The 19,365-nt window shown below is 69.3% G+C and carries 15 protein-coding genes; 11 read left to right on the plus strand and 4 right to left on the minus strand.

What is annotated here, in order from left to right:
• Window positions 1–73: 73 nt before the first annotated feature.
• A complete protein-coding gene (locus ABD374_RS09270; protein ID WP_344493331.1) occupies window positions 74–838 on the minus strand; it encodes an IclR family transcriptional regulator in 765 nt (254 codons plus the stop codon).
• Window positions 839–1,090: 252 nt separating this feature from the next.
• Here ABD374_RS09270 and metH point away from each other — a divergent pair, with 252 nt between their 5' ends.
• The 4 genes from metH to ABD374_RS09290 all read left to right on the plus strand — a co-directional run bounded on the left by metH (window position 1,091) and on the right by ABD374_RS09290 (window position 9,169).
• On the plus strand, window positions 1,091–4,606 hold the full coding sequence (gene metH, locus ABD374_RS09275; protein ID WP_344493333.1) for a methionine synthase: 3,516 nt from the start codon (window positions 1,091–1,093) through the stop codon (window positions 4,604–4,606).
• A gap of 100 nt (window positions 4,607–4,706) precedes the next feature.
• Window positions 4,707–5,408, plus strand: coding sequence for an HAD family hydrolase (locus ABD374_RS09280; protein ID WP_344493335.1), 702 nt, complete (start codon window positions 4,707–4,709; stop codon window positions 5,406–5,408).
• Window positions 5,409–5,906: 498 nt separating this feature from the next.
• Window positions 5,907–7,508 (plus strand): ABC transporter substrate-binding protein, encoded by a 1,602-nt coding sequence (locus tag ABD374_RS09285; RefSeq protein WP_344493337.1) that lies wholly within the window; start codon window positions 5,907–5,909, stop codon window positions 7,506–7,508.
• Window positions 7,509–7,579: 71 nt separating this feature from the next.
• Complete coding sequence (locus ABD374_RS09290; protein ID WP_344493339.1) at window positions 7,580–9,169, plus strand: ABC transporter substrate-binding protein; 1,590 nt, start codon at window positions 7,580–7,582, stop codon at window positions 9,167–9,169.
• A 54-nt stretch (window positions 9,170–9,223) separates the two neighbouring features.
• On the opposite strand, the gene ABD374_RS09295 is transcribed toward ABD374_RS09290, so the two are convergent.
• On the minus strand, window positions 9,224–9,895 hold the full coding sequence (locus ABD374_RS09295) for a response regulator (RefSeq protein ID WP_344493341.1): 672 nt from the start codon (window positions 9,893–9,895) through the stop codon (window positions 9,224–9,226).
• A 13-nt stretch (window positions 9,896–9,908) separates the two neighbouring features.
• Window positions 9,909–10,802 carry a RecB family exonuclease gene (locus ABD374_RS09300; RefSeq protein ID WP_344493343.1) on the minus strand — a complete coding sequence of 298 codons (894 nt, stop codon included), beginning with the start codon at window positions 10,800–10,802 and terminating at the stop codon, window positions 9,909–9,911.
• A gap of 126 nt (window positions 10,803–10,928) precedes the next feature.
• On the opposite strand from ABD374_RS09300, the gene ABD374_RS09305 reads away from it, so the two are divergent.
• The 3 genes from ABD374_RS09305 to ABD374_RS09315 all read left to right on the plus strand — a co-directional run bounded on the left by ABD374_RS09305 (window position 10,929) and on the right by ABD374_RS09315 (window position 13,903).
• Window positions 10,929–12,152, plus strand: coding sequence for a site-2 protease family protein (locus ABD374_RS09305; RefSeq protein ID WP_344493345.1), 1,224 nt, complete (start codon window positions 10,929–10,931; stop codon window positions 12,150–12,152).
• 68 nt (window positions 12,153–12,220) lie between these two features.
• A complete protein-coding gene (locus tag ABD374_RS09310; protein WP_344493347.1) occupies window positions 12,221–13,129 on the plus strand; it encodes a tRNA (adenine-N1)-methyltransferase in 909 nt (302 codons plus the stop codon).
• A 210-nt stretch (window positions 13,130–13,339) separates the two neighbouring features.
• The gene (locus ABD374_RS09315; RefSeq protein WP_344493349.1) at window positions 13,340–13,903 is read left to right on the plus strand and encodes a hypothetical protein; all 564 of its coding nucleotides are present in this window, start codon (window positions 13,340–13,342) and stop codon (window positions 13,901–13,903) included.
• A gap of 4 nt (window positions 13,904–13,907) precedes the next feature.
• Here ABD374_RS09315 and ABD374_RS09320 read toward each other — a convergent pair whose 3' ends face one another.
• Window positions 13,908–14,228 (minus strand): ferredoxin, encoded by a 321-nt coding sequence (locus ABD374_RS09320; RefSeq protein WP_344493351.1) that lies wholly within the window; start codon window positions 14,226–14,228, stop codon window positions 13,908–13,910.
• A gap of 241 nt (window positions 14,229–14,469) precedes the next feature.
• Here ABD374_RS09320 and arc point away from each other — a divergent pair, with 241 nt between their 5' ends.
• The 4 genes from arc to prcB all read left to right on the plus strand — a co-directional run bounded on the left by arc (window position 14,470) and on the right by prcB (window position 19,336).
• Entirely contained in the window at window positions 14,470–16,236 is a 1,767-nt protein-coding gene (gene arc, locus ABD374_RS09325) for a proteasome ATPase (protein WP_344493353.1), read from the plus strand.
• A gap of 245 nt (window positions 16,237–16,481) precedes the next feature.
• Window positions 16,482–17,993: a depupylase/deamidase Dop gene (gene dop / locus ABD374_RS09330; RefSeq protein WP_344493355.1), complete on the plus strand. Its 1,512-nt coding sequence runs from the start codon at window positions 16,482–16,484 to the stop codon at window positions 17,991–17,993.
• Between the two features lie 125 nt (window positions 17,994–18,118).
• Complete coding sequence (locus ABD374_RS09335) at window positions 18,119–18,337, plus strand: ubiquitin-like protein Pup (protein ID WP_093801645.1); 219 nt, start codon at window positions 18,119–18,121, stop codon at window positions 18,335–18,337.
• 153 nt (window positions 18,338–18,490) lie between these two features.
• On the plus strand, window positions 18,491–19,336 hold the full coding sequence (gene prcB / locus ABD374_RS09345; RefSeq protein WP_425577170.1) for a proteasome subunit beta: 846 nt from the start codon (window positions 18,491–18,493) through the stop codon (window positions 19,334–19,336).
• Window positions 19,337–19,365: the final 29 nt, after the last annotated feature.

A 19,365-nucleotide genomic window follows, 5' to 3' on the forward strand; every position in this document is an offset into this window, starting at 1 on the left:
ACCACACACGTCAAGGGTTCTGCGACCGGTATCGCGATCGTTACCGGCGGGGCGGGAGAGGGTGGTACGCGCCTCAGAAGCGCCCGGCGCCCAGATCCCGCGACACCGCGCGCGCACAGTCCCGTACGGCGGCCACGAGGTCGGGGCGGAGCTCTCCGCCCGCGCAGATCCGCTCGACGGCGCCGGTGACACCGACCGCGCCGACGGGCATCCGCCGCCGGTCGTGGATGGGGGCGGCGATCGAGGCCACCCCGTCCCAGGTCTCCTCCACGTCGGCGGCCCAGCCGCGCGCCCGGGTCAGGTCGAGCACCGCCTCGAAACCCTCCGGGTCCGTGATCGTGCGCGGGGTGAATGCCTCGCGCTCGTTCTCGAGGACCTCGTTGTGGGCCACCGGGTCGTACGCCGAGAGGACCTTGCCCAGGGCGGCGGAGTGCAGCGGCTGCATCGCGCCCACCTCCAGCACCTGCCGGCTGTCGTCCGGGCGGAAGACATGGTGGACGATCAGTACGCCCTTGTGGTGCAGGACGCCGAGGTAGACGCTCTCGCCGCTGGAGCGGGCCAGGTCGTCGGTCCACACCAGCGCGCGGGCGCGCAGCTCGTGCACGTCCAGATAGGTGCTGCCGAGGCGCAGCAGTTCGGCGCCCAGCTGATAACGGCCGGAGGCGGGGTCCTGCTCGACGAAACCCTCCGCCTGGAGGGTGCGCAGGATGCCGTGCGCCGTACCCTTGGCGAGGCCGAGGGACGAGGCCACCTCGGTCAGGCCGAGCCTGCGCTCGCCGCCGGCGAGCAGGCGCAGCATCGCCGCCGCCCGCTCGAGCGACTGGATGTTCTTCGCCACGATCGGGCACCTCCACCTCGGTTCGACAATGCTGAACACTATCGGCTCATGTCGACCTGGCGTCACCGTCAGTCGCTCTGCCGACCGCTCCGTCGACGGCCGCGCCGACGGCCGGAGCCATCAGAACACGGTGCCCGTCCGCCCCGTGGGACGCCTTCACGCCGCGGGCGGGGGCACGGTTACGCTGGCCGGGTGCCCCTTCCGCCGGGAAAGGGCAAAGCCGACAGCCGTCGCACTCCAGGGAGCAGATCCATGGCCTCGTTGCCGACCCCCACGCCTGCCAGCCACAGCAGCCGCGCAGACGCCCTCCGCGAAGCGCTCGCCAGCCGAGTCGTCGTCGCGGACGGGGCGATGGGCACCATGCTCCAGGCGCAGGACCCCAGCCTGGAGGACTTCGAGAATCTCGAGGGCTGCAACGAGATCCTCAACATCACCCGCCCGGACATCGTGCGCTCGGTCCACGAGGAGTACTTCGCGGTCGGTGTGGACTGCGTGGAGACCAACACCTTCGGCGCGAACCACTCGGCGGCGAACGAGTACGAGATCGCCGACCGGATCTTCGAGCTGTCCGAGTCGGGTGCGCGCATCGCGCGTGAGGTCGCCGACGAGTTCGTCGCCAGGGACGGCCGCCAGCGCTGGGTGCTGGGTTCGATCGGCCCCGGCACCAAGCTGCCCTCGCTCGGCCACATCGCGTACGACGTGCTGCGGGACGGCTACCAGCGAAACGCCGAAGGACTGCTCGCCGGTGGTGCGGACGCCCTGATCGTGGAGACCACCCAGGACCTGCTCCAGACCAAGTCGAGCCTGATCGGCGCGCGCCGCGCGATGGACGCCCTGGGCATCGACGTACCGCTGATCTGCTCGCTCGCCTTCGAGACGACCGGTGTCATGCTGCTGGGCTCGGAGATCGGCGCCGCGCTGACGGCCCTGGAGCCGCTGGGCATCGACCTGATCGGTCTGAACTGCTCGACGGGCCCGGACGAGATGAGCGAGCACCTGCGCTATCTGGCCCGCCACTCGCGTACGCCACTGATGTGCATGCCCAACGCGGGCCTGCCGGTGCTCACCAAGGACGGCGCGCACTTCCCGCTCGGCCCCGACGGCCTCGCCGACGCCCAGGAGACGTTCGTCCGCGACTACGGTCTGTCCCTGATCGGTGGTTGCTGCGGTACGACGCCGGAGCACCTGCGCGCCGTCGTCGAGCGGGCCCGCGGCCTGGCCCCGGCGCAGCGCGACCCGCGCCCCGAGCCGGGCGCCGCCTCCCTCTACCAGTCGGTCCCCTTCCGCCAGGACACCGCCTACATGGCGATCGGTGAGCGGACGAACGCCAACGGGTCGAAGAAGTTCCGCGAGGCCATGCTGGAGGCCCGCTGGGACGACTGCGTGGAGATGGCGCGCGATCAGATCCGTGAGGGCGCGCACATGCTCGACCTGTGCGTGGACTACGTCGGCCGCGACGGCGTGGCCGACATGGCGGAGCTGGCCGGCCGCTTCGCCACCGCCTCCACCCTGCCCATCGTGCTGGACTCCACCGAACTGCCCGTCATCCGGGCCGGTCTGGAGAAGCTGGGCGGCCGCGCGGTCATCAACTCGGTCAACTACGAGGACGGCGACGGCCCGGAGTCCCGTTTCGCCCAGGTGACCGCCCTGGCCAAGGAACACGGCGCCGCCCTGATCGCGCTGACCATCGACGAGGAGGGCCAGGCCCGCACCGTCGAGCACAAGGTCGCCATCGCCGAGCGGCTCATCGCCGACCTGACCGGCAACTGGGGCATCGAGGAGTCGGACATCCTCATCGACTGTCTCACCTTCACCATCTGCACCGGGCAGGAGGAGTCCCGGGGCGACGGCATCGCCACGATCGAGGCGATCCGCGAGCTCAAGCGCCGCCACCCCGACGTCCAGACCACCCTGGGCCTGTCGAACATCTCCTTCGGTCTGAACCCGGCCGCCCGCGTGGTGCTGAACTCCGTCTTCCTCGACGAGTGCGTCAAGGCCGGGCTGGATTCGGCGATCGTGCACGCGAGCAAGATCCTGCCCATCGCCCGCCTGGAGGAGGAGCAGGTCAAGGTCGCCCTCGACCTGATCCACGACCGCCGCGCCGAGGGCTACGACCCGCTCCAGAAGCTGATGGCCCTCTTCGAGGGCGTCAACATGAAGTCGATGAAGGCCGGCCGCGCCGAGGAGCTGATGGCCCTGCCGCTCGACGAGCGGTTGCAGCGCCGCATCATCGACGGCGAGAAGAACGGCCTGGAGGCCGACCTCGACGAGGCCCTCCAGACCCGCCCGGCCCTGGACATCGTCAACGACACGCTGCTGGAGGGCATGAAGGTCGTCGGCGAGCTGTTCGGCTCGGGGCAGATGCAGCTGCCGTTCGTACTCCAGTCGGCCGAGGTGATGAAGACCGCGGTGGCGCATCTGGAGCCGCACATGGAGAAGACCGACGACGAGGGCAAGGGCACGATCGTGCTGGCCACCGTCCGCGGGGATGTGCACGACATCGGCAAGAACCTCGTCGACATCATCCTGTCCAACAACGGCTACACGGTCGTCAACCTCGGCATCAAGCAGCCGGTCTCCGCGATCCTGGAGGCCGCACAGGAGCACAAGGCCGACGTCATCGGCATGTCGGGCCTGCTGGTGAAGTCCACGGTGATCATGAAGGAGAACCTCCAGGAGCTCAACCAGCGCAAGATGGCCGCGGACTTCCCGGTCATCCTCGGCGGCGCCGCCCTCACGAGGGCCTACGTCGAGCAGGACCTGCACGAGATCTACGAGGGCGAGGTCCGCTACGCCCGCGACGCCTTCGAGGGCCTGCGCCTGATGGACGCCCTGATCGGCGTCAAGCGCGGCGTCCCCGGCGCCAGGCTCCCCGAGCTCAAGCAGCGCCGCGTGGCCAAGCTGGACACTCCCCTCATCGAGGTCCAGGAGTCCGAGGGCCCGGCCCGCTCCGACGTCTCCACCACCAACCCGGTCCCCACCCCGCCGTTCTGGGGCACCCGGGTCGTCAAGGGCATCGGCCTCAAGGAGTACGCCTCCTGGCTGGACGAGGGTGCGCTGTTCAAGGGCCAGTGGGGTCTCAAGCAGGCCAGGGCCGGCGACGGGCCGACGTACGAAGAGCTCGTCGAGACCGAGGGCCGTCCCCGGCTGCGCGGCTGGCTGGAGCAGCTCCACACCAAGAACATGCTGGAGGCCGCCGTCGTCTACGGCTACTTCCCCTGCGTGTCCAAGGGCGACGACCTGATCCTCCTGGGCGAGGACGGCTCCGAGCGCACCCGCTTCACCTTCCCGCGCCAGCGCCGCGGCCGCCGCCTGTGCCTGGCCGACTTCTTCCGCCCGGAGGAGTCCGGCGAGACGGACGTGGTCGGCCTCCAGGTCGTCACCGTGGGGTCGAGGATCGGCGAGGCCACGGCCGAGCTGTTCGAATCGAACTCCTACCGCGACTACCTCGAACTCCACGGCCTCTCCGTCCAGCTGGCCGAGGCGCTCGCCGAGTACTGGCACGCCCGAGTCCGTTCCGAGCTCGGCTTCGCGGCCGAGGACCCGGCCGAGGTCGAGGACATGTTCGCCCTCAAGTACCGCGGCGCGCGCTTCTCGCTCGGTTACGGCGCCTGCCCCGACCTGGAGGACCGCGCGAAGATCGCCGACCTGCTCCAGCCCGAGCGGATCGGCGTCCACCTCTCCGAGGAGTTCCAGCTCCACCCGGAGCAGTCCACCGACGCGATCGTCATCCACCACCCCGAGGCGAAGTACTTCAACGCGCGCTAGCGAGCCCGACGGGTCGTACACTGGTCGGTCCAGTGCAGGCCGGTTGCCTCCCCCCTGGGGAGGCGGCCGGCCTTCTCGTCCCTCCAGGAGGTGTGCCCGGATGACCAGTACCGTCCCCGCGCCCGGTACCCGTACGGCCGAAGGCTCCGCCCTGCAGGCCGTTTTCCTCGACATGGACGGCACTCTGGTGGACACCGAAGGGTTCTGGTGGGACGTCGAGGCGGAGGTCTTCGCGGACCTCGGGCATGTGCTGGACGAGGCGTGGCGCGACGTGGTGGTCGGCGGGCCCATGACACGCAGTGCCGGCTACCTCATCGAGGTGACCGGCGCGGACATCACCCTGCCCGAGCTGACGGTGCTGCTCAACGACCGTTTCGAGAAGCGCATCGGGAGCGGCGTGCCGCTGATGCCGGGCGCGGCGCGGCTGCTCGCCGAACTGGCGGCGCACGAGGTGCCCACCGCCCTGGTCTCCGCCTCGCACCGGCGCATCATCGACCGTGTGCTGGAGACGCTCGGCCCGGAGAAGTTCTCGCTCACGGTCGCGGGCGACGAGGTGGCCCGTACGAAGCCGCACCCCGACCCGTACCTGCACGCGGCGGCCCGGCTGGGCGCCGACCCCCTGAGATGCGCGGTCGTCGAGGACACGGCGACCGGCGTGGCGGCCGCCGAGGCGGCAGGCTGCCGCGTGGTGGCCGTGCCGTCCGTCGCGCCGATCGCACCCGCGCGCGGCCGGGTCGTCGTGGGATCGCTCGAAGAAGTCGATCTCGCCTTTCTCCGGACGTTGATCACGCGAATGAACTGATCCGTGCACCGAGCGTACCTCCGCTAATGGCCGGAAACTCTGGGCATTGGGCCGTGCATTTTCCGTGATCGCGAAACGGGAAATGCGCAGTCGATCAAATGACTTGGCCGGGTGACGTTTGTCACCCCGAGGGTCGTCGCGGGCGGCGTCCGGGAGCGCCAAAGCGCCTCCGGGGGACTGTAATTGACGCCCTTGTGTCCGCATTGATGGGGTGGTGTACGAATCATTCCCACCCCACGGCGCCGACGCTCCGGGATTCATGATCACCGACCGATAACGGAGCGGCACGCCTCCGGTCCAGGATTCCCGGCGTTTCCCACTAATCTCAACGCGAGAACTTCGCCGCATCATCACGTGCCTCAGCGCCCAACCAGTTGCTGGGACCACGTACCCGATCGCTCTGATCCCGGCCCGATCGCTCCGCCCCGACCGGGCGGCCGCGGCGGAGTGTCCAGTACACCGCTGAAACTCAGTGCCGGATGAGGGAGAACGTCCAGGATGAACCGCAAGACTTTGGTGCTGCCGGCCATGATTGGCCTGCTCGCGCCCGTGCTCGCCGCGTGCGGCGGCTCGGACGGCGGCGGCAGGGGCGGTGATGCCATAGTCGTGGGCACCACGGACCAGTTCGTTGCCACGAAGGAGGCTCCCGCGCCCTTCGATCCGGCGTTCGCCTACGACGCGGGCGCCTGGAACGTCCTCCGGCAGACCGTCCAGATGCTGATGCACGTCCCGCGCGGCGGCGGCGAGCCGGTGCCGGACGCGGCCTCCAAGTGCGGTTTCACGGACACCCAGAACGAGAGCTACCGCTGCACCCTGCGCAGCGGACTGAAGTTCTCCGACGGCGACACGATCACCGCCGAGGACGTCAAGTTCTCGATCGAGCGCGTACTGAAGATCAACGACGGCAACGGTCCGGTCGCGCTCCTGTCGAACATCGACACGATCGAGACCAACGGCGACAGCGGGATCGTCTTCCATCTCAAGACGCCGGACGCCACGTTCCCGTACAAGATCGCGACGCCCGCCGCGGCCATCGTCGACTCCGACATGTACGAGGCGGACAAGCTCCGGGCCGGAGCCGACGCCGACGGCTCGGGCCCGTACACGCTGGAGACGGAGACCGAGGGCGGCAGGGTCGTCAAGGCGGTCTTCACCAAGAACCCCCGTTACAAGGGCGACCTGAGCCTCCAGAACGACAAGGTCGAGCTGCGGTCCTTCGAGGACACCGAGTCCATGGAGAAGGCGCTCAGGGACGGCGACATCAGCATGATGACGCGCACCCTGCAGCCCCACCAGATCAAGGACCTGTCGGAGAACCCGCCCGAGGGCATCGACCTCGTCGAGATGCCCGGTCTGGAGATCCGCTACCTCGGCTTCGACACCGAGGACTCCACCGTGAAGAGCAAGGCGGTGCGCCAGGCCCTGGCCTCCGTCGTCGACCGCGGGCAGCTCGCGAGCAAGGTGTACCCGGCCACGGCCGAACCGCTCTACTCGCTCATTCCGAACACCATCCCCGGGCACCAGAACGCGTTCTTCAACAAGTACGGCGAGCCGAACGCGCGCAAGGCGGCCGGCATTCTGAGCGCGGCGGGCATCAGCACGCCGGTGAAGCTGACGCTGAACTACACGACCGACCACTACGGCTCGGTGACGAAGAAGGAGTTCGAGGTGCTCCAGGAGCAGCTCAACGCCACGAAGCTCTTCGACGTGGCTATCAAGGGCACCGAGTGGTCGAAGTTCCGTGCCAGCCAGAAGCGCGGCGAGTACGCCGTCTACGGCATGGGCTGGTTCCCCGACTTCCCGGACGCCGACAACTACGTCGCGCCGTTCCTGGGCAAGGACAACTTCCTCAACACCCCGTACGCGAACAGCGAAACCAGGAACAAGCTCATCCCCGAGTCGCGCCGTGCCGCCGACCGGAGCGCGGCCACGGAGACGTTCGAGCGGATCCAGGAGATCGTCGCCAACGACGTGCCGGTGCTGCCGCTGTGGCAGGGCAAGCAGTACGTCGCCGCGCGCGACGACATCACCGGCGTCGAATGGGCCGTCAACTCCTCGGCGGACCTGCAGCTGTGGGAGTTGGGCCGCGGCGTCTCCTGACGTCGGCAGTACCCGGCCGCGAAGACCGCGTCGCCGGTGGTGAATTCATCGAATCTGTGAGGCAAGGATCCGTGAAAAGGCGTAACCAGTGGCTGACGGCCCCGCTCGCGGCGGGACTCGCGGCGGGTCTGCTCAGCGGTTGTGGCACCGAGGAGGGCGGCTCGGGCGGCACGGGTGACGCGGTGGTCATGGGCATGTCGGACGAGGTGCTGGCCACCGATCCGGCGTCGGGCTACGACCCGGGCTCCTGGCTGCTGTTCAACAACGTCTTCCAGTCGCTGCTGGCCTTCCCGAAGGGCGGCTCGGTGCCGGAGCCCGAGGCCGCGAAGGAGTGCGGCTTCGACGACGACGCCAGCAAGGTCTTCCGCTGCACGCTGCGCGACGGCCTGAAGTTCAGCAACGGCAACAGCCTGACCTCGAAGGACGTCAAGTACTCCTTCGAGCGCTCGCTGAAGATCAACGACAAGGCCGGCCCGGCGGCGGTCATGCTCTCCTCCATCGACACGATCGAGACGCCGGACGACCAGAGCGTCGTCTTCCGCCTCAAGGTCCCGGACGCCACCTTCCCGAGCAAGATCGCCTCGGGCGCCGGCTCCATCGTCGACCACCGCGAGTACGCCTTCGACAAGCTCCGTACCGACAGGCAGGCGGTCGGCTCGGGGCCGTACAAGCTGGAATCCTTCGGCCAGGACGAAGCGGTCTTCTCCGTCAACGGCGAGTACAAGGGCACCGCCGAGGTGAAGAACTCCGGCGTCACCGTGAAGTTCTTCCACGGCGACCAGAAGGCGCTGGCCGCGTCCCTCAAGGCGCGCGACGTGGACATCGCCTACCGAGGTCTCGCGACCGCCGACATCACCGAACTGGAGAACGCGACGGCCGGCAGCTCCGGCGGCATCGAGGTCGTCGAGGGCTCCAGCGCCGAGGTCCAGCACCTGGTCTTCAACATGAAGGACCCGGTCGCCGGCAAGCTCGGCGTGCGCAAGGCCATGGCGTACCTCATCGACCGCGACGCCCTGGTGCGGGACGTCTACCAGTCCACCGCGACCCCGCTGTACTCGATCGTCCCGGCCGGCATCGGCGCCCACAACACGGCGTTCTTCGACACCTACGGGGGCAGCCCGCAGCCCGGCAGGGCCGAGGCGGTCCTGCGCGACGCGGGCATCACCGGCAAGGTGAAGCTGACCCTCTGGGCCACGCCCAGCCGCTACGGACCCGCCACCGTCCAGGAGTTCGAGGCGATAGCCAAGCAGCTCAACAAGAGCGGGCTCTTCGAGGCCAAGGTCGAGTCCGTCGAGATCGAGCAGTACGAGAAGGACATCGCGGCCGGCAAGTACGGCGTGTACGTGAAGGGCTGGGTCCCCGACTACCCGGACCCGGACAACTTCACCCAGCCGTTCTTCGGCAAGGACAACGTCCTGGGCAACAACTACGAGAACAGCCAGATCACCGGCCGGATCATCCCGGACACCGCCGCCTCGGCCGACCGCACCAAGGCCGACCAGGACTTCGGCAAGCTCCAGGACATCGTCGCCGAGGAGCTGCCGGTCATTCCGCTGTGGCAGGGCAAGCAGTACGCCGTCGCCCACGACGACATCTCGGGCCTGGAGTGGACCCTGGACGCGTCGACCGTCTTCCGTTTCTGGGAGATCAGCAAGGGCTGAGGGCGCGGGCCGGCCGGTGACGGCCGGCCCCTGCCGGGCCGGGTCCGGCGTCCGCTACTGGGCGCCGGGCCTGACCAGGCCGCTCTCGTACGCGTACACCGCGGCCTGCACGCGGTCGCGCAGCCCGAGCTTCGTCAGTACGTGCCCCACATGCGTCTTCACCGTCGTCTCGCTCACGAAGAGGTCGGCGGCGATCTCCGCGTTGGACAGCCCCCGGGCCACCAGCTTCAGCACCTCGACCTCGCGCTCGGTCAGCGTGTGCAGCGTGTCCGGGACCTGCTCCTCGCCGGACGGCAGGTGGTCCGCGTACTTGTCGAGCAGCCGGCGCGTGATGCTCGGCGCCAGCATCGCCTCGCCCGCCGCGACCACCCGGATCGCCTGCACCAGCTCGGTGGCGGGCGCGTCCTTCAGCAGGAAACCGCTGGCCCCGGCGCGCAGCGCCTCCACGACGTACTCGTCGAGGTCGAACGTGGTCAGCACGAGCACCTTCGCCGGACCGTCCTTGCCCGGACCGGTGATCTGGCGGGTCGCCTCCACACCGTCCATCCGCGGCATCCGGATGTCCATCAGGACCACGTCGGGCTGCATCGCCCGGACCTGCTCGATCGCCTGCAGGCCGTCTCCGGCCTCACCGACGACCGCGAGATCCTGCTCGGCCTCCAGAATCATCCGGAAGCCGGTGCGCAGCAGCGGCTGGTCGTCGACCAGTAGGACGCGGATAGCCACGGAGTCTCCTTCGCTAGACCGGGTCCATTCTGCCCTGGCCGTCCCGGGGCGGATCGGCCGGGCGCACCGTGAGGGCGACGGGCAGCGGGTACGCCGGGGGAGTACCGCCGAATTCCGGACAGACCGCGCGGTGGTCGCACCATCCGCAGAGCTTGGTCGGACGCGGCCGCCAGTCACCCGTCCCGGTGGCTTCCCTGATCGCGTCCCACAGCGCGAGCAGCTTGCGCTCCACCCGCTCCAGGTCCGCCTCGACCGGGTCGTACGTCAGCACGTCACCGCTGCCGAGATACACCAACTGGAGCCGGCGCGGCACGACGCCCTTCCACCGCCAGATCACCAGCGCGTAGAACTTCATCTGGAACAGCGCGCCCTCGGCGTACTCCGGCCGAGGCGCCTTGCCCGTCTTGTAGTCCACGATCCGCACGTCGCCGGACGGAGCCACGTCCACCCGGTCGATGATGCCGCGCAGCCGCAGGCCCGACTCCAGCTCCGTCTCGACGAAGAGCTCCCGCTCGGCCGGCTCCAGCCTCGTCGGGTCCTCCAGCGTGAACCACCGCTCGACCAGCTCCTCGGCCTCCGTCAGCCAGCGCGACAGCCGCTCGCCCTCCGGGTCCTCGGCGAACAACTCCACGAGCTGGGGCTTCGACTCCAGGAGCCGCTCCCACTGGCCGGGCACCATCGCCCTGGCCCGCCCCGCCGTGCGCTCCGTCGCCGGATCGTCGAAGAGCCGCTCCAGCACCGCGTGCACCAGCGTGCCCCGGGTGGCCGCCTCGCTCGGTTTCTCGGGCAGCTTGTCGATCACCCGGAACCGGTAGAGCAGCGGACACTGCATGAAGTCGCTCGCCCGGGAGGGGGACAGCGACGTGGGGTGCTGGGCAGCGTCGTCCCGACCGGAACTCGTAGTCATGTCCAAGACCCTACGACCCGCCACTGACAGCCGTCCGCATACCATCGACGGCAGACCCTCTCGCGCTGCCCGGCCGGCGGACCGCCCGGTGCGGCGACGAGTGACGCCTGCGAACGAAGGGCCCCTGTGAACGAGAGCGGCGAGCGCGACAAGCGCGGCGGGAGCGACGGGCACGGCGACAAGCCGCAGCGCCCGCGCGAGCCGGGCGGCGGCCTCCTCATGGGCCGCCCGTTCGGTGTGCCGGTCTACGTCGCCCCCAGCTGGTTCCTCGTCGCGGCGCTCATCACCTGGGTCTTCGGCGGCCAGCTCGACCGCGTGCTCCCGGAGCTGGGCAACCTCCGCTACCTGGTCTCGCTCTTCTTCGCCGTCGCCTTCTACGCCTCCGTGCTGGTCCACGAACTGGCCCACACCGTGGCGGCGCTGCGCTTCAAGCTGCCGGTCCGCCGCATCCAGCTCCAGTTCTTCGGCGGCGTGTCCGAGATCGAGAAGGAGTCGGAGACACCGGGGCGCGAGTTCGTCCTCGCCTTCGTCGGCCCGCTGCTCTCGCTCGTACTGAGCGGCGTCTTCTACGCGGGCATGCGGGCCGTGGAGCCCGGCACCGTGCCCGGCGTCCTGCTGGCCGGCCTGATGATCTCCAACCTCATCGTGGCCGCCTTCAACCTCCTGCCCGGCCTGCCGCTGGACGGCGGGCGGATGCTCCGCGCCATCGTCTGGAAGATCACCGGCAAGCCGATGAGCGGCACGATCGCCGCGGCCTGGGTCGGCAGGGCGCTCGCCGTCGCCGTCCTCATCGGGCTCCCGCTGCTCACCCACACCGGCGCCCTCGGCAACTCCACCGAGGACATCGGCGGCATGGAGACCGTCACCGACGCCCTGCTCGCCGCCATCCTCGCCGCGATCATCTGGACCGGCGCCGGCAACAGCCTCCGCATGGCCCGGCTGCGCGAGCACCTCCCCGGCCTGCACGCCCGTACGCTCACCCGGCGCGCCGTCCCCGTCGAACCGGACACCCCGCTCTCCGAGGCCCTGCGGCGCGCCAACGCGGCGGGCGCCCGCGCCCTGGTCGTCGTCGACGGGCAGGGGGAGCCCACCGGTGTCGTCCGCGAGGCGGCCATCGTCGCCGTCCCGGAACACCGCAGGCCCTGGGTGGCGGTGAGCGGCCTCGCGCAGGACCTCACCGAGGACATGAAGATCGCGGCCGAGCTGGCGGGCGAGGCCCTGCTGGAGCACCTGCGGGCCGCCCCGGCCACGGAGTACCTGGTACTCGAGGAGACGGGCGAGATCTACGGCGTCCTGTCCACCGCCGACGTGGAGCGCGCCTTCGTGTCGGCCATGGCCCGCCCGCAGTAGACGGCCCCGGTCCGCCCGCCGCCGTACCGCGGCGAGATCGGCCCCCAAAAGACCGGTAGGCTGGTCACATGTCCGAACCGACCGGTGCCGCCCGCCGTCGCGGCCCCTTCCAGGTCGGGGACCAGGTCCAGCTCACCGACCCCAAGGGACGCCACTACACGTTCACGCTCGAGGCCGGGAAGAATTTCCACACCCACAAGGGTTCCTTCCCCCACGACGAGCTGATCGGTGCTCCCGAGGGCAGTGTTGTCCGTACCACGGGAAACGTCGCCTATCTCGCGCTGCGCCCCCTGCTCCCCGACTATGTCCTGTCCATGCCCCGCGGTGCCGCCGTGGTCTACCCCAAGGACGCGGGGCAGATCCTGGCCTTCGCCGACATCTTCGCGGGCGCCCGTGTCGTCGAGGCGGGGGTCGGCTCCGGCTCGCTGAGCAGCTTCCTGCTGCGTGCCATCGGCGACCAGGGCATGCTGCACTCCTACGAGCGCCGCGAGGACTTCGCCGAGATCGCCACGCAGAACGTGGAGCGCTACTTCGGCGGCCCGCACCCCGCCTGGCGGCTCACCGTCGGCGACCTTCAGGACAACCTGAACGACACCGACGTCGACCGCGTGATCCTCGACATGCTCGCCCCGTGGGAGTGCCTGGACGTCGTCCGCAAGGCGCTCGTCCCCGGCGGCATCCTCTGCTGCTACGTGGCCACCACCACGCAGCTCGCGCGCACCGTCGAGTCCATCCGCGAGATCGGCTGCTTCGCGGAGCCGACCGCCTGGGAGTCGATGATCCGCAACTGGCACGTCGAGGGCCTGGCCGTCCGCCCCGACCACCGGATGATCGGCCACACCGGCTTCCTGCTCACCGCCCGCCGCCTCGCGGACGGTGTGGAGCCCCCGCTGCGCCGCCGCCGCCCCGCCAAGGGCGCGTACGGCGAGGACTACACGGGTCCCGGAAGCGAGAGCGGGTCCGCCTCCCGGGGCTGACCCGGCAACGAGCCAGCGCCGTCGTCGAGTTCCCCGACCGACCGGGGAACTCGACGACGGCGCTTTCGCGTTCCCGCTACGGACCTGTTCCCGGTACGACCCGTTCCCGGTACGGACCCGTCCCCGGTGCGGGCCCCGCCGTTCCGCCGGGCTGTGACATGTGGCACGATGCTCGCCACCCCACCGGCACAGCCCCAGGAGACACCCCGCGTGCAGACCTCCGCCGCCCTGGACCTCGCGCACACCCGGCCCCGCCCGGTGCACTGGCTCGCCACCGCCGCCGCCATGGCCGCGGTCGTGGCCGCGGCCGCCCTGCTCCAGCCGGAAGCAGCCACCGCCTCGCAGTCCGCCCCCGGCTCCGGGCCCGCCACCAAGGCCGTCGCCGCGCCCGACGCGTCGAGCGCCGTGTACCCGCTGGAGTGCCGCGGCGGGAAGCCCGCCGTGGTCGAGAAGGGCTCCGGCGATCTCGACGGCGACGGCCGGCCCGAGACCGTGGCGGTCGTACGCTGCGCGTCGGGGATCGGCACCCCGCCCAGTGGAGTCTTCGTCCTCACCGGGCCTTCACGCGTCGTGGCGACCCTGGTGGACCCGGCGGACGGGATGGGCGTCAGCGATTTCGCCGTACGGGCCGGCGCCGTCTCGGCGACCCTGCTCGGCTACTCGTCGCCGGACGTGGCCCGCTGCTGCCCGGACGTGACGGAGAAGGTCAAGTGGCAGTGGCGGGGCGGCAAGTTCGCCCGGACCGTCCTGCCGGTTGACGCGCGCCGTATGTGATCCGTCACTCCGCGTCAGGACCGTAGACCTCGACCCTGTCCGAAACCCGACGTACGTGGATGCAGTCGCCCGGGCACTCCTTCGCGGAGTCGACGACGTCCCGGAGGAGCGGCAGCGGTACGGGCGTTGTGGCCCCCGGACTCTGCAGCAGTTCGTCGTCGGAGCTCTTCACGTACGCCAGGCCGTCGATGTCGAGCTCGAACACATCGGGGGCGTACTGCACGCAGATGCCGTCGCCGGTGCAGAGGTCCTGGTCGATCCACACCTCGAGCGGGTCGCCCGTCTGCGCACCGTCGGCGGTGGGAGCCTTCTCCTGCACGGTCATATCTCCTGCCGTTTCCTGCGCGGTTGTAGCAATTGAAGCCAGCCCTGACGGGTGTTGAACGCTTCGACGATACAACCGCCCGCTTTCCGATGTTGATGGGTGGGTATTCCCCTGGTGTGAGGGAGTACGCAAGGGTGAAGATCGGACACACCCCGCAGTCTTTGTGATCTAGGGGTTTCAACCCGCACCCGCCCAGGTAGGGTCAGGAAGCGTCCAGCTCCCCTTGGAGGAGGTGAGGACCGTGGCAGCCCACGACGACGACATCAACCGCGGCATCCGGCCGGGGCGAGGGTCTGAGGACCCCGCCGGCCAGGTTGCCTATCTCGAGCAGGAAATCGCCGTCCTGCGCCGCAAGCTCGCCGACTCTCCGCGTCATACGAGGATTCTCGAAGAGCGGATCGTCGAGCTGCAGACCAACTTGGCCGGCGTGTCCGCTCAGAACGAGCGGCTCGCCAATACGCTCCGTGAGGCCCGCGACCAGATCGTGGCCCTCAAGGAAGAGGTCGACCGGCTCGCGCAGCCGCCGGCCGGCTTCGGTGTCTTCCTCACGGCGAACGAGGACGGCACGGCCGACATCTTCACCGGTGGCCGCAAGCTACGGGTGAACGTCAGCCCCGGCGTGGAGCTCGAAGAGCTCAGGCGCGGCCAGGAAGTCATGCTCAACGAAGCGCTCAACGTGGTCGAGGCCATGGAATTCGAGCGCGCCGGGGAAATCGTCACCCTCAAGGAGATCCTCGAGGACGGCGAGCGCGCCCTGGTGCTCGGGCACACCGACGAGGAGCGGGTGGTGCGGCTCGCCGAGCCGCTGATGGACGTGACCATCCGCCCCGGCGACGCCCTGCTGCTGGAACCCAGGTCCGGCTACGTCTACGAAGTCATCCCCAAGAGCGAGGTCGAGGAGCTCGTCCTCGAAGAGGTTCCGGACGTCGACTACGACAAGATCGGCGGTCTGGGCAACCAGATCGAGCTGATCCGCGACGCGGTCGAGCTTCCCTACCTCCACCCCGACCTCTTCAAGGAACACGACCTGCGGCCGCCGAAGGGCATCCTGCTCTACGGCCCGCCCGGCTGCGGCAAGACGCTGATCGCGAAAGCCGTCGCCAATTCGCTCGCCAAGAAGGTCGCCGAGGTGACCGGCCAGCCCGCGGGGAAGAGCTACTTCCTCAACATCAAGGGCCCCGAGCTCCTCAACAAGTACGTCGGTGAGACCGAGCGGCACATCCGCCTCGTCTTCCAGCGTGCCCGGGAGAAGGCGAGCGAGGGCACCCCCGTCATCGTCTTCTTCGACGAGATGGAATCGCTCTTCCGCACCCGTGGCTCGGGTGTCAGCTCGGACGTGGAGAACACCATCGTTCCGCAGCTGCTCGCCGAGATCGACGGCGTGGAGGGCCTGGAGAACGTCATCGTCATCGGCGCCTCCAACCGCGAAGACATGATCGACCCCGCGATCCTGCGGCCCGGCCGGCTCGACGTCAAGATCAAGATCGAGCGTCCGGACGCCGAGGCGGCGAAGGACATCTTCGCGAAGTACCTCCGGTCCACGCTGCCGCTGCACGCGGACGACCTGGCCGAGCACACCGGCTCCAGGGAAGCCGCGGTGCACGGCATGATCCAGTCGGTCGTCGAGCAGATGTACGCCGAGTCCGAGGAGAACCGATTCCTCGAGGTCACGTACGCGAACGGCGACAAGGAAGTCCTGTACTTCAAGGACTTCAACTCCGGCGCGATGATCCAGAACATCGTCGACCGGGCCAAGAAAATGGCCATCAAGGCATTCCTCGACCACGACCAGAAAGGCCTTCGGGTCTCCCATCTCCTCCAGGCTTGCGTGGACGAGTTCAAGGAGAACGAGGACCTGCCGAACACCACGAACCCGGACGACTGGGCCCGCATCTCCGGAAAGAAGGGCGAGCGGATCGTATACATCCGCACGCTCGTCACCGGAAAGCAGGGCGCGGACACCGGACGCTCCATCGACACGGTGGCGAATACCGGTCAGTACCTGTAGATCGCGGACCGGCTGCGGGTGCCCGCGCGGGCGTCCGCAGCCGGTTGCTTTCTCCGTGGCGACCGCCATTTCCACCACACCGGAGCAATGACGGAATTGATCTCCCCACCAGCGCAGAGGCGTTCTAGGCTTTTCGGTATCGCCGAGTCGCGCAGTGCGGGACCGGGCACCGCACACGCACCGGAGAGCCAGCGGTACTTGAGTGCCGCCCCCGTCCGGGGGCGACGCCGGGCAAGGAGGGCCGCATGACCGTACGGCGAGTAATGGGCATCGAGACGGAGTACGGGATCTCCGTCCCCGGCCATCCCAACGCCAATGCCATGCTCACCTCGTCCCAGATCGTCAACGCCTACGCGGCGGCGATGCACCGGGCGCGGCGGGCCCGCTGGGACTTCGAGGAGGAGAACCCGCTGCGGGACGCGCGGGGCTTCGACCTCGCGAGGGAAGCCGCCGACAACAGCCAGCTCACCGACGAGGACATCGGCCTGGCCAATGTCATCCTCACCAACGGCGCGCGGCTGTACGTGGACCACGCGCACCCCGAGTACAGCTCGCCGGAGATCACCAACCCGCTGGACGCGGTGCTCTGGGACAAGGCCGGCGAGCGGATCATGGCGGAGGCGGCGCTGCGCGCGGCCCAGCTGCCGGGCGCCCAGCCGATCCACCTCTACAAGAACAACACCGACAACAAGGGCGCGTCGTACGGCACGCACGAGAACTACCTGATGAAGCGGGAAACCCCCTTCACGGACATCGTGCGCCACCTGACGCCGTTCTTCGTGTCCCGGCAGGTCGTCACCGGCGCAGGCCGCGTCGGCATCGGCCAGGACGGCCACGAGCACGGCTTCCAGATCAGCCAGCGCGCCGACTACTTCGAGGTCGAGGTCGGCCTGGAGACGACCCTCAAGCGCCCCATCATCAACACCCGCGACGAGCCGCACTCCGACGCCGAGAAGTACCGCAGGCTGCACGTGATCATCGGGGACGCCAACCTCTCCGAGATCTCGACGTACCTGAAGCTGGGTACGACGGCCCTGGTGCTGTCGATGATCGAGGACGGCTTCATCACCGTGGACCTCGCCGTCGACCAGCCGGTGCGCACCCTGCACCAGATCTCGCACGACCCGGCGCTCCAGCGGCTGATCACGCTGCGCAGCGGCCGGACACTGACCGCTGTCCAGCTTCAGATGGAGTACTTCGAACTGGCGCGCAAGTACGTCGAGGAGCGGTTCGGCGCCGACGCCGACGAGCAGACCCGGGACGTCCTGGGCCGTTGGGAGGACGTGCTGAACCGGCTGGAGAACGACCCGATGAGCCTGTCGGGCGAGCTGGACTGGATCGCCAAGCGGGAGCTCCTGGAGGGCTACCGCAGGCGTGACGGCCTGGACTGGGACGCCCCCAGGCTCCACCTGGTCGACCTCCAGTACGCCGACGTACGCCCCGAGAAGGGCCTGTACAACCGCCTGGCGGCCCGGGGCAAGATGAAGCGGCTCCTGGACGAGACCGCGGTGCAGCAGGCCCGCACGCAGCCTCCTGAGGACACGCGCGCGTACTTCCGCGGCCGCTGCCTGGAGCAGTACGCGGACGACGTCGCGGCGGCCTCCTGGGACTCGGTCATCTTCGACCTGCCGGGCCGGGACTCGCTCCAGAGGGTTCCCACACTGGAACCGTTGCGCGGTACACGCAACCACGTCAAGGAGCTCCTGGACCGCTGCCGTACGGCGGAGGAGCTGGTCCGGGTGCTTTCCGGGGGCTGAAAGGGGCGGCGTGTGGGAATCATCGAGGTGATCCCCACGCGTTGTGAAAGTACGGCGCGGATGTCAGACCCCGCTTGTAGGGTCTGATCAAGGACATCGAACCGAGCGAGCGGGGTGAGGCAGAGATGGCGACCAAGGACACCGACGGCGGACAGCAGAAGGCCACGCGTTCCACCGAGGGGACCGAGGAGACGGCGCAGGAAGCGCAGGGATCCGAGGACCTCAAGGAGCGGCAGGAAAAGCTGTCGGACGACGTCGACTCCGTACTCGACGAGATCGACGACGTGCTCGAGGAGAACGCGGAGGACTTCGTGCGCTCCTTCGTCCAAAAGGGCGGGGAGTAGCGACTGTTGTCCTCGTCGTCCGCCCCGGCGCCGTGATCCAGATCCGGCACACCGGGGCGGACGACCGGCGACCGCACGGGTATGGTCCGTGCACAGTTCGAAAGATCGGTCCGGCCTCCAGGGGCGGGCCGCCGCCTATCCGGAAGGAAACGCGTGGAAGCCAACCCTCGTAGCACCGGGCGTCTGCCGGCTGCCTTCCTGACGCCGGGCTCGTCGTCGTTCATGGACTTCCTGGGCGACCAAGCCCCCGAGATGCTGCCGGGAAGGCGTGTCCTGCCGCCCACGCAGGGCGTCGTGGAGGCGCCGCACGGCACGACCATCGTCGCGGCCGCGTTCCCCGGCGGCGTGGTGCTCGCCGGTGACCGGCGGGCCACCATGGGCAACATGATCGCGCAGCGTGACATCGAGAAGGTCTTCCCGGCCGACGAGTACTCGGCGGTGGGCATCGCCGGCACCGCCGGTCTGGCCGTGGAGATGGTCAAGCTCTTCCAGCTGGAGCTGGAGCACTTCGAGAAGGTCGAGGGCGCGCAGCTCTCCCTGGAGGGCAAGGCCAACCGGCTCTCCACCATGATCCGCAGCAATCTGGGCATGGCGATGCAGGGGCTGGCCGTCGTCCCGCTCTTCGCGGGCTGGGACGTCGACCGCGACAAGGGCCGCATCTTCTCGTACGACGTGACGGGCGGCCGCTCCGAGGAGCAGGGCTTCGCGGCCACGGGCTCCGGGTCCATCTTCGCCCGCGGGTCGATGAAGAAGCTCTACCGCGACGATCTGACGGAGCAGCAGACGACCACCCTGGTCGTCCAGGCGCTGTACGACGCCGCCGACGACGACTCGGCGACCGGCGGCCCGGACATGGCCCGTCGTATCTACCCGATCGTCACCGTGATCACCGAGGAGGGGTTCCGGCGGCTCAACGAGGCGGAGTCCTCCGAGCTCGCCCGCTCGATCCTGGAGCGGCGGATGGAACAGCCCGACGGTCCCCGGGCCGCGCTCCTCTGACGGCCCCTGTCTTCCGAACCCACGTGCCA

The sequence above is a fragment of the Streptomyces enissocaesilis genome (assembly GCF_039533765.1).
Classification (GTDB): Bacteria; Actinomycetota; Actinomycetes; order Streptomycetales; family Streptomycetaceae; genus Streptomyces; species Streptomyces enissocaesilis.

Excerpts from the sequence above, each read along its gene's own strand:
- metH (WP_344493333.1), top strand. The coding sequence starts at position 1,091 with ATGGCCTCGTTGCCGACCCCCACGCCTGCCAGCCACAGCAGCCGCGCA.
- ABD374_RS09280 (WP_344493335.1), top strand. The coding sequence starts at position 4,707 with ATGACCAGTACCGTCCCCGCGCCCGGTACCCGTACGGCCGAAGGCTCC.
- ABD374_RS09285 (WP_344493337.1), top strand. The coding sequence starts at position 5,907 with ATGAACCGCAAGACTTTGGTGCTGCCGGCCATGATTGGCCTGCTCGCG.
- ABD374_RS09300 (WP_344493343.1), bottom strand. The coding sequence starts at position 10,802 with ATGACTACGAGTTCCGGTCGGGACGACGCTGCCCAGCACCCCACGTCG.
- ABD374_RS09310 (WP_344493347.1), top strand. The coding sequence starts at position 12,221 with ATGTCCGAACCGACCGGTGCCGCCCGCCGTCGCGGCCCCTTCCAGGTC.
- ABD374_RS09320 (WP_344493351.1), bottom strand. The coding sequence starts at position 14,228 with ATGACCGTGCAGGAGAAGGCTCCCACCGCCGACGGTGCGCAGACGGGC.
- dop (WP_344493355.1), top strand. The coding sequence starts at position 16,482 with ATGACCGTACGGCGAGTAATGGGCATCGAGACGGAGTACGGGATCTCC.
- ABD374_RS09335 (WP_093801645.1), top strand. The coding sequence starts at position 18,119 with ATGGCGACCAAGGACACCGACGGCGGACAGCAGAAGGCCACGCGTTCC.